Genomic DNA, 15,448 nt, shown 5'->3' with positions numbered 1-15,448 from the left:
CCCCCTCAAGAAACGGGCAGACCAGCAAAACCCTTTGCGGTCTGCCTCAGTTTCGAAAAAACGATGTTTAAACCGAACAGGAGGCGTAAAACATGTTTTCCATTTTTGTTGCAGTCCTTATTTTTCTTTTCACCTTATTTCTCGTCATCAAGCAGCCGAAAAATCTTGGCATCGGCTGGTCTGCCACCATCGGGGCCGTGCTGGCACTCCTTGCCGGCGTCGTCAGTTTTGCAGACGTGGGTGAAGTCACCGGTATCGTCTGGAACGCGACCTTGACCTTTATCGGGATCATTATCATTTCGTTAATCCTCGATGAAATCGGCTTTTTTGAATGGGCAGCGCTACATATGGCTCGGGTTGCAAAAGGGAACGGCATTAAAATGTTTGTGTTCGTGTCACTTCTCGGCTCTGTTGTTGCCGCGTTTTTCGCAAACGACGGTGCGGCACTGATCTTAACCCCGATCGTCCTGGCGATGGTCCGGGCACTCAAATTTAAAGATGCAATGATCCTGCCGTTTATCATGGCCAGCGGTTTCATTGCGGATTCCACCTCGTTGCCACTTATCGTGAGTAACCTGGTGAACATTGTTTCCGCGGATTACTTTGGCATCGGGTTTATTGAATATGCCACGGTCATGATCGTACCGAACTTCTTTGCGATCATTGCCAGTATTCTCGTGTTGTATATTTATTTCCGAAAAGACATACCGACAACGTACGATATGTCGATGTTGAGAGAACCGAAGGAGGCCATCAAGGACCACAAGATGTTCCGTCTTTCCTGGGCAGTTTTGGCGGTCCTCCTTGCAGGGTATTTCATCAGTGAATTCATTTACATCAATAATCCGATCACCGGTGAATCCATGACCTTCCCCGTATCGTTTGTGGCACTGACGATTGCCGGCTTCTTCCTTGTGATGGCGAGCCGCAGTCACGCCGTGGATACAACGCGGGTCATGAAAGGTGCACCTTGGGGCATCGTCGTCTTCTCCATCGGGATGTACGTGGTGGTCTTCGGTCTTCGAAACGTGGGGCTCACAGACGTATTGGCGGGCGTCTTTAACGGCGCTGCCGATCAGGGACTATTCGTCGGAACCATCTCCATGGGCTTCATTGCTGCATTCCTGTCTTCTATCATGAACAATATGCCGACAGTGATGATCAATGCCCTGGCGATTAACGATGCGGCTTTAACAGGAACGATGGAGCAGGCCTTCATCTATGCCAACGTCATCGGTTCCGACCTCGGTCCGAAAATCACACCGATCGGCTCACTGGCAACCCTTCTCTGGCTGCACGTCCTGGCACTGAAAGGCGTTAAAATCAGCTGGGGGTACTACTTCAAAGTGGGGATCGTCATCACGATTCCAACCCTCTTCATCACACTGACCGGCCTGTATTTATGGCTCCTCGTCATCGGGTAAGTTCATAAGGATTCAGGAACAAGCCGCGGAGAAAATCCGCGGCTTTTTGATAATATAACGATATTATTTTAAATGTAACAAATATATGTTATATTTAAAATATTAAATGTTATATTAGGGGGTGTGTATTGATGATCTATGCAGAATCGTACCTAAAAGCAAATATTGATGAGAACTGTAAAATTAAACCATGGCTTAATGATAAGGTACTGCCGGTTTTTTTGAGAAATAACTACAATTTCTATGAAATGACGGTTCTTGAAACGAGATGTACTTTGATCGAAGTCATTGGAGATGTTCCTGGGTTGAATTATCTTAAAAAACATATCAGACAAATCAGGGAAATAACAAAGGAACCAATTGTATTGCTTTCCAAAGAACTTTCAAGTTATCGAAGGAAATCACTGATCAAAAACAAGATTCCTTTCGTCATCGAAGATGGTCAAATGTATTTGCCATTTCTTGCACTGGATCTAAAAAAAGTATCGGAAGAAGCTGCAAATGAAGTGAAATTTTTTTCAGCTTCTGCACAAGTTGTGTTCTTGTATTTCCTGTACCATAAAGATCAAGTTGTCAACACCACAAAGCTTGCAGAGATGATGGGATTTACTGAAATGACAGCTTCCAGAGCTTTAAATGAGTTGTTCCGAGTAAATCTGATCACTTATGAATTGGGAGGCAAAACAGGCCGCAGTAAAGAATACAGAAGAATTCCGGATCCCGACTATTTTCTGAATGGACAACAATATTTAAAATCTCCGGTAAAGAAAGTGATTCATACAAAAAGTAAACCTCCACATGCTTTGATTGCAGGTTTTGATGCGCTGGCAGATTTATCATGGATCAATTCACCGTCCCACTCCATTATGGCAATGGATAAAAAGAAACTGAATGATGGGCTAAATCATATCGTCAGCAACAAAGATGAAATTAAAGATAGCCAATTCGTGGAGGTTGAACTGTGGGACTATGATCCTTTGCTGATTTCAGGTAAACGCCATGTCGATCGATTGTCATTGTTTTTATCTTTGAAAGATGTACCTGATGAAAGGGTTGAACAGGCATTGGAAGAAATCATGCGAGGTGAGTCATGGTACATGGAATAGAGAAATTCAAAGAGTATTTCAGAGATCATACACATCAGTATGTCTTTATTGGTGGTACAGCTTGTGATATTTTAATGGAAGAATCAGGTGGAGAGTTTCGAGCAACAAAAGATTTGGATATCGTACTCATCATAGAAGTTCTTGATTCTTCTTTTGGAGATACCTTCTGGGAATTATAAAAATGATATTTTCAGACTTCTCGCTTTTGTATCACTTTCAGCAGAATTGAAGTAAATACAGAAATTCAAAAGGACATCATGCTTTTCAATAAGGAAATCAGACAAGACCTGCCTGATTTTAAGAATTTAGGTATCAGGGGAACGAGTATTGATGAAATGCTAAATCTATTGAGTGATATTTTCCTGGAAGAAAATTAAGTTGAATGAATCATTTAATATCATAGAGCATTTAATAATAACAAATGATCATACATCAAATATCGTTGGATAGAACTCCCTCTTCAATACTTGCGTATCCGGGTCACGAATCGGGTATAATGACACCATGACATTCATTAGCGGAGGCGATACATAATGGGATCGACAATTGGGATTATCGGAGCAGGCATGGCTGGACTCACAGCTGCACACCAGCTGAAACAGGAGGGTTATGAGGTCACCGTGTTTGAGAAAAGCACAAGTCCTGGGGGAAGAATGGCGACCAGGCGTGTCGGCAATGGCCGGATGGACCACGGTGCGGTCTTTTTTACCGTCAGGACTGAAGCATTCCAAAAACAAGTGGATGAGTGGGTAAATGAAGGCGCAGCGCGGCACTGGTTCGGAGATGATCATCCGAGGTATGTGGGGACTGAAGGAATGAATCCCCTCATGAAGCAGTATGCAAAAGGATTAACGATCCAATTGGAAACGAAAATCACGGACATCCAATATGAAGACGACAAGGTGATGGTGGCTGATGAAAACGGGAACCGGCATCTGTTTGACAGTGTGGTGCTGACATCTCCTCTGCCACAGACGATTGAGGTGTTGAATGGTTCAACGCTCCCGATCAGTAAAGATCAGCGCGCGGAACTGGGGAAAATCACCTTTGAACCAAGCTATGTGGGACTCTTTGATCTGAAATTCCCCGTTGAGATTGGTGAGAAGGGTTTGCTGGATGATGACCTGCCAAAAGGGATCTTGAAAATCGTTGCCAATGATCAAAAGGGCATCACGGACAGCCCCCTCGTCAGTGTTTACATGGACGGGGAGTGGACGAAGAGCCACGACAGTGAGAGCAAGGCGGATATCCTTTCCGACATCCTGAACCGCTTCCGAAGAGCCGTTCCGGATCAGGAAGTAGCCATTGCGGCTAAACAGCTGAAACGCTGGCAATACAGCCAGGCGGAGGCTTTTTTTCCGGCCACGTATGTAAAGCTGGATCATCTCCCAGTGTATCTCGCCGGCGACTGCTTTTTGGACCCGGATGATGAAGCAGCAGGTTCCCGGGTGGAGAGCGCCTATTTGTCAGGGGTCGATGTGGCCGGAGCGATTCACAAGGATCGAAAAGACGCTGTGAAATAAATATGATACAATCGGGTTCGAAATGATGCGATCAAGGAAGGAAGAATACCATGTCGAACCAGAAACCACCTGTTCAAAAAAATGAAACCTACCGCGCCTGTGTGGCCGATTTAACCCACGACGGGGCCGGTGTGGTCAAAATAGAAGGCTTCCCGGTTTTTGTGAAACGTGCCCTCCCCGGAGAGACAGTTGATGTGAAAGTCATCAAAGTCAAAAAACAATACGGCTTCGGGAAACTGCTGAAGGTGCACGAAGCAAGCCCTGAGCGAGCAGAGCCGCCGTGTCCCATCTATGACCGCTGCGGGGGCTGTTCCCTGCAGCACTTAAGCTACGCAGGTCAGCTTCACGAAAAACAAAAGCAGGTTGAGAGCGTCATGGCAAGGATCGGCGGATTCGATCATCTGCAGGTCCATCCGGTGAATGGCATGACCGATCCATGGCGTTACCGGAACAAGTCCCAGGTGCCGATTGGCGAAGAGCGCGGGAAGATTGTTGCCGGCTTTTACGCCGAACGGAGCCACACCATCGTTGATATGGACGCGTGCCTCATTCAGCATGAAGACCAGGACCGTGTCGTCAACGTCGTGAAGGAATTGGCCAGACAGCACGGCATCAGAGGCTATGATGACCATAAACATAAAGGAACGCTTCGTCATGTGGTGATACGGCGCGCGAAGACGACCGGGGATCTGATGGTCGTTCTTGTGACAAAGGATCAGTCCCTGCCTCATAAAGAGCATCTGATTCAGGCGATTACCGAAGCCGTGCCGAATGTCACATCCATCATGCAAAACATCAACCCGAAGCGGACGAATGTGATTTTCGGAGACCAAACCGTCTGTCTCTGGGGTGAAGAAACCATCAAGGACCGCATTAAAGGGATTGAATTTGTCATTTCGGCAAGGTCTTTTTATCAGGTGAATCCCGACCAGACGGAAGTGCTCTACCAGCAAGCGCTGGATTATGCCGATCTGTCAGGGTCTGAAACGGTCATTGATGCCTACTGCGGAATCGGCACGATCAGTCTGTTCCTCGCACAGAAAGCCCGTCATGTGTATGGGGTGGAGTCCGTAGCGGCGGCGATCGATGATGCCAGGCGGAACGCCAAAGCCAATCATATCGACAACGCGACATTCGCAGTCGGTGAAGCAGAGAGCCTGATGCCCTGGTGGCACAGCCAGGGTCTGGATCCCGATGTCATCGTCGTCGATCCACCGCGAAAGGGCTGTGAAACAGAGATGCTCGATGCCATGGCCGCCATGAAGCCAAACCGCATCGTCTACGTCTCCTGTAACCCAGCAACGCTTGCCAGAGACATGAAACACTTGGCAGAACAAGGCTACCACGCCAAAGAAGTCCAACCCGTGGACATGTTCCCGCAAACCACACACGTGGAAGCGGTCACGGTGATGTACAGGGAAGGCTGAAAGCCCTTGGCGTAAAGGGATTTTGAAAATAGGTATCGAGATAAGCGCTCTTCGGGGAGGATCCTGGAGGGCGTTTTTTGCGGTACTTTTGCAGATTAATCAAGCTTTTCTCGATGGCAAAGGATCTGTGCAAATCGCAGAAGAATTAAAAGAAGAGGGCATACCTGGCTGGAACAGGGAATCAAAATGGCGAGCAAGCACCATTGAGCGGATGCTTGAGAATGAAAAGTACAAAGGCGACGTCTTGATGCAGAAGACGTACACGGTTGACTTCCTCACGCGAAAGCGGATGAAGAACGAAGGCGAGCTGCCGATGTACCTCATCGAGGACAACCACCCGGCCATCATCGAGCGTGATACCTGGGAGGCAGTCCAGCTGGAGAAGGAGCGGAGAATCGCTTTCGTTGAAGGGACAGGATCCAAGAAGATGACCTTCAACGGTGATGACTATGTATTCTTCGGCAAAGTCATCTGCGGGCACTGCGGCAGCGCTTTTGGCAGACGGACCTGGCATGCCAACGACCCGAATGCACGCCGACATGTGTGGCTCTGTAAGAACCGATACGTGAAAGGGGAAAAGCGGTGCCGAGTGAAGAATCATCATGTGAATGATCTGGACTTAGCACCGGCGTTTATGCAGGCATTGAAGGAGTTGCTCAATCAGAACAACATAAAAAAATGGACCGAGGCCAAAGAACAGGCAGATCCACTACTCAACTATAAGCTGGATCAATTCATCGAACTGGCGAAGAGCCATCAAGAATTGAGTGATTATCAACCAGAACTGGTCCGACGCTTCTTGGAACGTATTGTGGTCGAGGATAAACAGACGCTCCGGTTTCACTTCTTGGATGGGTCGGTGGTCGAAATGAAGGCAAATCGTTATGCGGAAGGGTGGAAGAACCGAATAAAATAAATATTTTAACAAAATATAACGAAAGGAGGGTGCTTTTTGATTAAATGCCATTTTAATCTATTTATGAGAAACAAAAGAAGGGATGATCTTTGTTACTTTCAAGTTTTCACGATGTAGAAATTTGTGGAAAATTGTCGAATGTTCCTTTTTTAGGCCATTTGTTGGATCAATCAAGCAGTCTGAACAGGATGATCAAAACTGGTAAGGTCGATGTAATTTCAAGTGAAAGTGGGTGAGAGAACATGTGTATTTATGATGATTTGGATTAGTTTTAAAGAGGGAAGAAAAACCCTTGATTGTGGAAGTTCTAAAAGAATCCGTTAAAAGAAAACCATTTACTAATCAAAGTTAGTAAGCATCAGCTCGTGTGTTCAAGCTTCGTGCAATTGAACGATCCGTTCCTTCAATTCTTTCGAAAAACTTCTTCGTTTGCGAGTTGTTGTAAAATAATTCTCTTCGATTTGTATTTGGACCAATTGTACGGGAACTTAACGAATCTGTCCAACTAAGTGTAACCGATCCAACTTGCATCGAGTTCCGCCTAGGTCTACTATCTCTAGGATCGAGTGGCAGGGGACTCTATCTTCGACGAAATGAATCCGGTACTCACAAAGGTCAAACCAGGATTTCCAAGCGGGGAAGAAGAAAACTCAGAGCCCTGTTTTTCAGCGTTGCCATGCCGTTGTCATCCCAAAATTCAGCCTTTAAGAAACTGCATGATTATTATTGAAACCGATCTGATCATCTTTTGACCGGTAAACAGTCCCTGATTGTCCTTTGCGGCAAACTGATACGTATCTTTTTTGTGATCGGGATAAGAGAGTGTGATTTCGATAAAGAACGCAGGATTCGTGTTTAGAGACACACAGAAAGCTGCCTAAAGAGTCACTGATGTTGATCTCACGATAATAGGTTCAGTATCAATTATTTTGACAAATGAAGCGCGGAGAAGCCGGTTAATATTTCACTGTAAAGGCAAGATGACCCAGCAAAGGAGCATATCCAATCTCCACCTCATGGGCAGGATGAACGAAGGCATTTTGGAGCATAGACTCCGCGTGTCATGGGAGGTTACACCACCGTGAGTACTGTGGAGATCCGCTAGTGCGACCATATCAACCACCCATTAAATGGTATTATCACCCATTTTGATTGTTGGATGCATGCGTAATTTCCATATAATTAATATGGTGGTATAAATGTCTATTCGGCTTCGTGTATTGAAAACAGATGGTGCAGGAATTCGGAGATATCGTGAGATATTAGAAGTATTAATTATTTTATAGAGGGAGTGTTTATTTGTTGATTTTTAAGAATTAGGAGGGTTGTTGTGAAGACTAAATTATTTAGGTATCCTATGGTAGCAGCTTATGGAGGTATTACAGCAGGGCTTTTGGGAAGTATTGGCGACGGATTATTGGTAGGTATAGTGTATAGTTTGATTTTGGGATTGTTGTTTTATGTAGCAGTTTATTTCATAGAAAAGTTAATAGTAAACTATAAAAAGTCGGGGTGAGTGATATCACTTTTTGTTATAAAAAAGAAAATATAATGATTTCTGAATTTTCATTATATTAACAGAGTAATCAATGTATAATTTAGTTAATAAAATATTTATTGGAATTTAGATGTGGAGTTTTCATTTATGCGGTAAACATTTATCTTAGGCGGAGTTATTTAGATGAGAAAAACTATGTATTCATTATTGACTTTAGTGGTATTAGCTCTGGTGGCATCACCTGGTTTTGCTGGAGCAGAAGAAGTGAAAGAAGTGAAAGAAGTGAAAGAAGTGGCGTTAGTTAAGGGAGATGAAGTTTTTATAGAAGGTGAAGTTGGTACAGAAGCTTGGTGGAAGGTAGTTGCTGTCTATATAGGTGCTATTTACATGGGAGACATTGTTAAGAATGGAGTAGATACTGCATTTGAATATGCTACTGGAAGAACGCCTGGTGAATGGGGTAGTACAGGAGTAACTGAGGTATTAAGTTATTATAATTCTATGGGAGGTACTTGGGATAACGTGAATATAAACATAAATCCTGACACGCAAGTGATAACTAGATCGTGTGTGAGTTATCCTTGTCCTATAGTGCCTGTGAGTGTTCCTGAAGAGGATGTTAAATAGGTGAAAGAAAAAAGATGACGAAATTCACTGAACTTATTGAATTAGACACTTTGCAAACTATGCATTTATGCTGTGCGCTTTGAAAAAGAACAGATTGATACGAGTACAGGGGACGGTGAGCTGATGCTGACGGTCCTCTCTTCTTTTGCCCAAGAGGAAAGTGAGAACATCAGTCAAAACGTACGCTGGTCAATTCAGAGGCGCTTTCAACAAGGAGAACTTATCTTAAACGCCGAGTGGTTCTATGGCTATGAAAAAGTTAGCGGGACCTTGAAAATCATACCTGGAGAAGCGGCCATTGTGCGACGCATCTATGATGCTTACCTAGAGGGACAAGGGACACACCGGATTGCTAAAGCCTTGAATGAATCAGGAGTGCCAACGATCTCAGCGAAACCGTGGCGAGATTCAAGTATCCGATACATGCTTGAAAACGAGAAATATAAAGGAGATCTCCTGCAACAGAAAACGTACACACCGGGAGTGCGAAAAGGAAAACGGAAGAGCCAAGGTGAGGTTGAAGCGTACCTGATTAAAGACCATCACGAACCGATTGTGTCAAAAGACGTGTGGGGGGCCGTGCAAGAAGAACGGTTGAGAAGAAAACGGAATCACCAGATGAACAAGCGTTACCCAGCCAGCGGGAAACTTCTCTGCAGCAAGTGCGGAGGATCCTTAAAGCGCCGGGTTTGGAATAAAGGGAAACCGTACGAAACGATTGTATGGCAGTGTAGCACCTATATCCGAAACGGTAAACAAGCCTGTCGAGGCACAACTGTAAAAGATAAAGCATTACAGGATCTTGATTTCAACCATCAATGGATGATAGAGGAGGCAAAAACTAATGGGGAAAACCATTACTGTTATACCCGCAAAGAGTAGAGAGACCGAAGATCAGACCACGGTACACAAAAAGCGCGTCGCAGCCTATTGCCGTGTTTCAACGGATCATGCTGAACAGCTCTCGAGCTATGAAGCGCAGGTGAAGTATTATACCGACCACATTGAGAACCATCCCGAGTATGACTTGGCCGGCATTTACGCTGATGAAGGGATTTCCGGGACCTCGACGAAGAAGCGCGAACAGTTCAACAAGATGATTGAGGACTGCCATCAAGGGAAGATCGACCGCATCATCACGAAGTCCATCTCACGGTTTGCGAGAAACACCTTGGACTGTTTGAACTACGTGAGGCAGTTGAAGGATTTAGGTGTGGGGATCATCTTTGAGAAAGAAAACATTGATACGCTGGATGCGAAAGGCGAAGTCCTTCTCAGCATTCTATCGAGTCTGGCCCAAGACGAGAGCCGTTCCATCTCCGAGAACGCCTCCTGGGGGATTCGCAGACGGTTTGAGTCGGGACAGGCCCAGATCAATCACGCCCGGTTCCTGGGCTATGAAAAGAACAGCGATGGCGAGTTATCGATAGTGCCATCCGAAGCAGAGACGGTGAAGCGCATTTACCACGATTTTCTCGACGGCAAAGGATCTGTGCAGATCGCAGAAGAGTTGAAGGAAGAAGGCATACCGGGTTGGAACGGCGAATCGAAATGGCGGGCGAGCACCATTGAACGGATGCTAGAGAATGAAAAGTACAAAGGCGACGTCCTCATGCAGAAGACGTACACGGTGGACTTCCTCACACGAAAGCGCATGAAGAACGAGGGCGAACTGCCGATGTATTTGATCGAAGACAACCACCCGGCCATCATCGAGCGTGATACCTGGGAGGCGGTCCAATTGGAGAAACAGCGGAGAATCGCTTTCGTTGAAGAAACCGGATCCAAGAAGATGACCTATAACGGTGATGACTACGTGTTCTTCGGCAAAGTCATCTGCGGCCACTGCGGAAGCGCCTTTGGCAGAAGAACATGGCATGCCAACGACCCGAACGCAAGACGGCATGTGTGGCTCTGTAAGAACCGATATGTGAAAGGCGAGAAACGGTGCCGGGTGAAGAACCATCATGTGAATGACTTGGACTTAGCACCGGCGTTTATGCAGGCATTGAAGGAGTTGCTCAATCAGAACAACATAAAAAAATGGACTGAGGCCAAAGAACAGGCAGATCCACTCCTCAACTATAAACTGGACAAATTCATCGAACTGGCAAAGAGCCATCAAGAATTGAGTGACTATCAACCGGAACTGGTTCGACGGTTCCTGGAACGTGTGGTGGTCGAGGAAAAACAGACACTGCGGTTTTACTTCTTGGATGGGTCGGTGGTCGAAATGAAGGCAAATCGTTATGCGGAAGGGTGGAAGAACCGAATAAAATAAATATTTTAACAAAATATAACGAAAGGAGGGTGCCTTTTGATTAAATGCCATTTTAATCTATTTATGAGAAACGAAAGAAGGGATGATCTTTGTTACTCTCAAGTTTTCACGATGTTGAAATTTGTGGAAAATTGTTGAATATTCCTTTTTAAGGCCATTTGTTGGATCTATCAAGCAGTTTGAACAGGATGATAAAAATGGTAAGGTCGATGTAATTTCAAGTGAAAGTGGGTGAGAGAACATGTGTATTTATGATGATTTGGATTAGTTTTAAAGAGGGAAGAAAAACCCTTGATTGTGGAAGTTCTAAAAGAATCCGTTAAAAGAAAGCCGTTTACTAATCAAAGTTAAAAAGCATCAACTCGGATGTTCAAGCTTTGTGCAATCGAACAATCTGTTCCTTTAATTCTTTCGAAAAACTTCTTCGTTTGCGAGTTGTTGTAAAATAATTCTCTTCGATTTGTATTTGGACCAATTGTACGGGAACTTAACGAATCTGTTCAACTAAGTGTAACTGATCCACCAAGAACACCATCCGAGGTATAAGAAAACATAGATATCGTGAGATATCGCAAGTATTATTTATGTTATAGAGAGAGGGTTTAATTATGTTTAAATTGAGATTAATCTTAGTTTTATGTTTGTATTTTTTTCTTTTCAGTGGAGTTATAATGGCAAAAGAAGAGGTAGTTGAAGAGGATCTAAAAGATCGTTTTGAAATTCGAGAAAATTATATTTATGATAAGAAAGAAGATAGGAGATTTATGAATCCTATTAGTATTGAAGATGGGTTAATAGTTGAACAAGATTTAGAAGAGTTTAAGAAGAAACTGATTAATAAAGAGCTATTAAATCAAAATATTCCATACAATAAAATTAATATGGAATCCAATGAAAATGATATTGGTCCTCTTGATGGATCTGGTAGTATAACTAACCGCTATGTAGAACAAGTTACTTACCCTCGAGTGGGGAATTCTGTAAGGTTGTCTAGAAATATATCATGTTCAGAGGACTTGGTAAGTGATTGTCCTATTTCCTTTTCCGAAGAAACAACAATTAGTCAGGAATTTAGTGGAAGTGTAGAGGTGGGTTGGAGAAGTATTATTTCCGGAGGTGCATCATTTGCATGGAATACGGGTTCAGTTGTTTCTCAATCTCTTTCTGAAACTGTTGCAGTGCCAAGAGGTGAAACCGGTCATGCTAGATACATGCCAAATTTTGATGCAACATCAGGAGTAGTTCAAAGAGTAACTGCTCAAGGGACTGTTTTAAGTGAGACTCGAGTTGTAGGATACAGTCCACAAAAAGAAGATGGTGTTGCAACGGGAACAATTTATGTAGAATATTAAATTAATTAATACGTCAATTTTAAAATTGGGGGGGGATAGGTTGTTAAAAAAACATTATTTACAATTGAGTGTTATTTCATTAATACTTGTAATCGCAGGGTTCACTTTGATGTTGTCAGGGGGTTCGTTTGGAACCTCTTTAGGGAAATCGTGGCTGTTTAATCAAGAAGGTGGTGCGGCAAATGCTGACCAATATATGATGGTTATTGAAAATTATATAAGGTCCTTTTTAGTTTCAGGGGGAATCTTATTTGGTACAGGTTTACTGACGGTTACATTGACTTATTTCGTTTATTTATTTCATGGTATCAGGAATACAAATGATTAAATGCGATAGTATATCCTGCAATCCCGGAACACATAACTAGGTTCGCTTTTAAATTGAGGTCGCATTGACTTGTATTCAGCTGGTGATAAATAATCCAATGATCCATGAATTCGAATGTTGTTGAACCGATTCACATAATAAAATAATGCAATTTCAAGTTCTTAATTGAACGCTTTCCGCTCAATGACTTTTCGTGAGTAACAAAACACACCTTTCAATTGGCTCTGTTAAAGTTCATTGTTGATATTGATAGGAAAAAGAAACTCCCATTAAATCGGGAGTTCCGTACCCATGTGGCGATGGAAAGTACGGGAGTCTATTGGAAACCGATCTACAATCTTCTTGAATTAGAAAGTGAATTAAAGGTCTTCGTCGTCAATGCCCAACACATCAAGCAGGTCCCTGGAAGAAAAACAGATGTTAAAGACGCAGAATGGATCGCTGAGCTTTTGAAACATGGTTTACTGAAGCCGAGTTATATCCCTGATCGACCGCAACGTGAACTGCGCGAATTAGTCAGATACCGTCGCAGTCTCATTGATGAAAGAGCGCGAGAAGCTAATCGTATTCAAAAGGTTCTTGAAGGAGCGAATATCAAATTGGGCTCCGTGGCAACCAATATCCTTGGTGTATCAGGTCGACTTATTCTTCGGGATTTGATTCACGGCCATACAGACGCCAAAGCGCTGGCCCAACATTCGAAACGTAATCTTCGAAAGAAGATTCATCTTCTCGAACGTTCTTTGAATGGATTAATCGGTTCGCATCAACGAAAAATGTTAAAAACGCAATTAGAGCATATCGAATTTCTCGAAAAACAAATTGATGAAATCACGCAGGAAATTGATTCACGCATGACCCCTTTTGAAGAAGATCTGGAGCGATTGGATTCCATCCCTGGCATCGGGCGTGTTACAGCGCAGCACCTCATCGCAGAAATCGGAACGAACATGGACCGATTCGCCAGTGCAGACCATTTAACTTCTTGGGCTGGATTGGCTCCAGGTCAAAACGAAAGTGCAGGGAAAAAACGGTCTGCCCGAACCAGAGATGGAAATAAATATCTTCGAAGTGCGTTGGTCGAAGCCGCTACGAGTGCGACAAGAAGAAAAAATACCTACTTGTATGCGAAATATCAACGATTGAAACTTCGCCGGGGCGCCAAAAAAGCACGAATTGCGATCGCTCGAACTCTATTGGTCATCGTGTATCATCTTTTAACCAAACAAGAAATGTATCTGGAAAAAGGAGCTGTACACTATAACGAAAAAGCACTTGAAGTGAAGAAACAAAAAGCCATTAAACATTTACAACGTAAGCGTCAAAAATCCGCACCTATTAATTTAGATGCGGATTTCCTATACTGAGTTTAAATTCGATTATTTGATCCGAATTTCCTCTGGTAATGATTCTGACCAGGGTAGAAACTGATCCATTTCAGATTGCTTGCTATTGGGCAAATGTTCAAACAAGTAATCCAGATAAGCTTGAGGCTTTAAACGATTCTCTTTTGCTGTCTCAATGATACTGTAAATAACACTACTGCTCTTTGCACCTCGCGGTGTATTGGAGAACAGCCAGTTTTTTCTTCCAATCACAAAAGGTTTTATGCTGCGCTCAGCTCTGTTGTTATCTATATCAAGGCGGCCATCCTTTAAGAAGTTTCTCAGGTGATCCATTTGATTGATAGAATAAACAATGGCTTTTCCAAGGAGCGTTTTCGGTAAGGTTTTGGCTCGCATCGTTTGAAGCCATGCTGAATAAGCCTCCAAAACAGGTTTTGAACGTTTTTGACGAACGTCATAGACTTTTTCCGGAGAGAGGCGCTCTTCCTGTATATGCTTTTCGATGCGATAGAGCTGGTTGATAAAATCCAGACCCTCCTGTGCAGAACTTTTGGTTGTCGAACCATCATCAGGTAAGGATTTCACAGCATCTACGAATTTCCTGCGTGCATGAGCCCAGCACCCAACAAGTTCGACTTTCGGTTTTAAGCCGTGATAGCCTCCATATCCGTCTACGTGCAAGTATCCTTTAAATCCTTCAAGGAAACGAATTGGATATTTACTGGCGCGTCCGGGTTGATAGTCGTAGATCACAATCGGCACACTGCTCATGCCTGATCGGTACAACCACATATAGGAGGTAGAGCTCGCTTCCTTCCCATCCTCTTTGAGAACTTGAACAGTCGTTTCATCGGCATGAAGAACATCGAGCAATGTTAAAGTCTCAACCATCCGATCGTAGATCGGTTCCAGCCACTGTTCAGAACCTTCAAGAATCCAATTTGAAAGGGTCTGCCTTGATAAAGGAACACCCAAACGATTGAATGCCTGTTCCTGGCGATAAAGCGGCGTCCCCTGAACAAATTTCTGGTCCATGATGTAAGAGACCATCGATGGTGAAGCAAGGCTTCCTGGGAATGCCCGCTCTGGAACAGGTGCTTTAACAATCGGGTTTCCCGTACCGTTTTTCTCACAGTCTCTGCAACTGTATAGATAGGTAACATATCGAATTACTTTAACCTCTGCCGGAATGATTTCCAATTCTTCTTTGACTTGTTGCTTCATTGTATGGAGCTTTCCATTGCAGCACGAACAAACCTGATCCTCAACCGGGAGTGTATGCTCAATGGTTTTTGATGGAAGGTTTTCTGTAAGGTCCTTTCGGACTTTGCGCTTTTTCTTACGTTCATATGTAATCGATTCGACCGTTGGTTCTTCTTCGGACGGATGTTGTTCTTGCTCTGCTTCATTAAACAGAGGCAGCTCCAGCTGATCCGGATCCGTTTTTTCACTGGACTTACCGAATTTTTGTCTTTGCTGGAGGCTGAGCTGTTCCTTGTACCATTTGAGTTGAAGTTCAAGTTCAGCCTTTTCCCGTTCAAGTTTCGAGACACGGTCTTCGAGATGTTCAGTTGTTTTGGGTGAGATCGCAGAAGATTTTTTCATAACGAGATTTATTTT

At 43.8% G+C, this 15,448-nt stretch carries 15 protein-coding genes and 1 pseudogene; 14 read left to right on the top strand and 2 right to left on the bottom strand.

All coding sequences use genetic code 11. The features are described from left to right. Positions 1-92 precede the first annotated feature (92 nt). The 13 genes from BBEV_RS12880 (at position 93) to BBEV_RS12825 (ending at position 12,482) form a co-directional block, all read left to right on the top strand. Positions 93-1,424, top strand: a complete 1,332-nt coding sequence (locus BBEV_RS12880; protein WP_069365833.1) for an arsenic transporter — start codon at positions 93-95, stop codon at positions 1,422-1,424. Between the two features lie 131 nt (positions 1,425-1,555). Further along, the gene (locus BBEV_RS12875; protein WP_069365832.1) at positions 1,556-2,530 is read left to right on the top strand and encodes a MarR family transcriptional regulator; all 975 of its coding nucleotides are present in this window, start codon (positions 1,556-1,558) and stop codon (positions 2,528-2,530) included. Further along, positions 2,515-2,709 carry a hypothetical protein gene (locus BBEV_RS12870; protein WP_069365831.1) on the top strand — a complete coding sequence of 65 codons (195 nt, stop codon included), beginning with the start codon at positions 2,515-2,517 and terminating at the stop codon, positions 2,707-2,709. Before BBEV_RS12875 ends, BBEV_RS12870 begins: the two co-directional genes overlap by 16 nt. A gap of 354 nt (positions 2,710-3,063) precedes the next feature. After that, positions 3,064-4,053 carry an NAD(P)/FAD-dependent oxidoreductase gene (locus BBEV_RS12865; protein WP_069365830.1) on the top strand — a complete coding sequence of 330 codons (990 nt, stop codon included), beginning with the start codon at positions 3,064-3,066 and terminating at the stop codon, positions 4,051-4,053. Between the two features lie 50 nt (positions 4,054-4,103). Further along, positions 4,104-5,480 (top strand): 23S rRNA (uracil(1939)-C(5))-methyltransferase RlmD, encoded by a 1,377-nt coding sequence (gene rlmD, locus BBEV_RS12860; protein ID WP_069365829.1) that lies wholly within the window; start codon positions 4,104-4,106, stop codon positions 5,478-5,480. An 88-nt stretch (positions 5,481-5,568) separates the two neighbouring features. Beyond that, positions 5,569-6,396, top strand: coding sequence for a recombinase family protein (locus BBEV_RS12855; RefSeq protein WP_232318182.1), 828 nt, complete (start codon positions 5,569-5,571; stop codon positions 6,394-6,396). A 475-nt stretch (positions 6,397-6,871) separates the two neighbouring features. Beyond that, entirely contained in the window at positions 6,872-7,126 is a 255-nt protein-coding gene (locus tag BBEV_RS17975) for a transposase (protein WP_084007486.1), read from the top strand. A gap of 600 nt (positions 7,127-7,726) precedes the next feature. Next, the gene (locus BBEV_RS12850; RefSeq protein WP_013173869.1) at positions 7,727-7,912 is read left to right on the top strand and encodes a hypothetical protein; all 186 of its coding nucleotides are present in this window, start codon (positions 7,727-7,729) and stop codon (positions 7,910-7,912) included. Between the two features lie 165 nt (positions 7,913-8,077). After that, positions 8,078-8,521 (top strand): hypothetical protein, encoded by a 444-nt coding sequence (locus tag BBEV_RS12845; RefSeq protein WP_069365827.1) that lies wholly within the window; start codon positions 8,078-8,080, stop codon positions 8,519-8,521. Positions 8,522-8,593: 72 nt separating this feature from the next. After that, complete coding sequence (locus BBEV_RS12840) at positions 8,594-9,403, top strand: recombinase family protein (RefSeq protein WP_232318181.1); 810 nt, start codon at positions 8,594-8,596, stop codon at positions 9,401-9,403. Further along, entirely contained in the window at positions 9,366-10,802 is a 1,437-nt protein-coding gene (locus tag BBEV_RS12835; protein WP_069365826.1) for a recombinase family protein, read from the top strand. The genes BBEV_RS12840 and BBEV_RS12835 overlap by 38 nt, the downstream gene beginning before the upstream one ends. Positions 10,803-11,473: 671 nt before the next feature. Then, positions 11,474-12,154, top strand: a complete 681-nt coding sequence (locus tag BBEV_RS12830; protein WP_157100988.1) for a hypothetical protein — start codon at positions 11,474-11,476, stop codon at positions 12,152-12,154. 40 nt (positions 12,155-12,194) lie between these two features. Beyond that, positions 12,195-12,482 (top strand): hypothetical protein, encoded by a 288-nt coding sequence (locus BBEV_RS12825; RefSeq protein ID WP_041582016.1) that lies wholly within the window; start codon positions 12,195-12,197, stop codon positions 12,480-12,482. Here BBEV_RS12825 and BBEV_RS17220 read toward each other — a convergent pair. Beyond that, positions 12,479-12,643, bottom strand: a pseudogene (locus BBEV_RS17220) (IS3 family transposase); the annotation flags it as partial. The gene BBEV_RS12825 and the pseudogene BBEV_RS17220 sit on opposite strands and share 4 nt — an antisense overlap. Positions 12,644-12,718: 75 nt before the next feature. Here BBEV_RS17220 and BBEV_RS12820 point away from each other — a divergent pair. Next, positions 12,719-13,849 (top strand): IS110 family RNA-guided transposase, encoded by a 1,131-nt coding sequence (locus BBEV_RS12820; protein ID WP_232318330.1) that lies wholly within the window; start codon positions 12,719-12,721, stop codon positions 13,847-13,849. Positions 13,850-13,861: 12 nt separating this feature from the next. On the opposite strand, the gene tnpC is transcribed toward BBEV_RS12820, so the two are convergent. Continuing rightward, positions 13,862-15,433, bottom strand: coding sequence for an IS66 family transposase (gene tnpC / locus BBEV_RS12815; protein WP_069364179.1), 1,572 nt, complete (start codon positions 15,431-15,433; stop codon positions 13,862-13,864). Positions 15,434-15,448: the final 15 nt, after the last annotated feature.

Origin of the sequence: Salisediminibacterium beveridgei (genome assembly GCF_001721685.1) — a bacterium.
GTDB lineage: Bacteria > Bacillota > Bacilli > Bacillales > Salisediminibacteriaceae > Salisediminibacterium > Salisediminibacterium beveridgei.
This window is presented reverse-complemented; position numbering and strand designations above follow the sequence as displayed.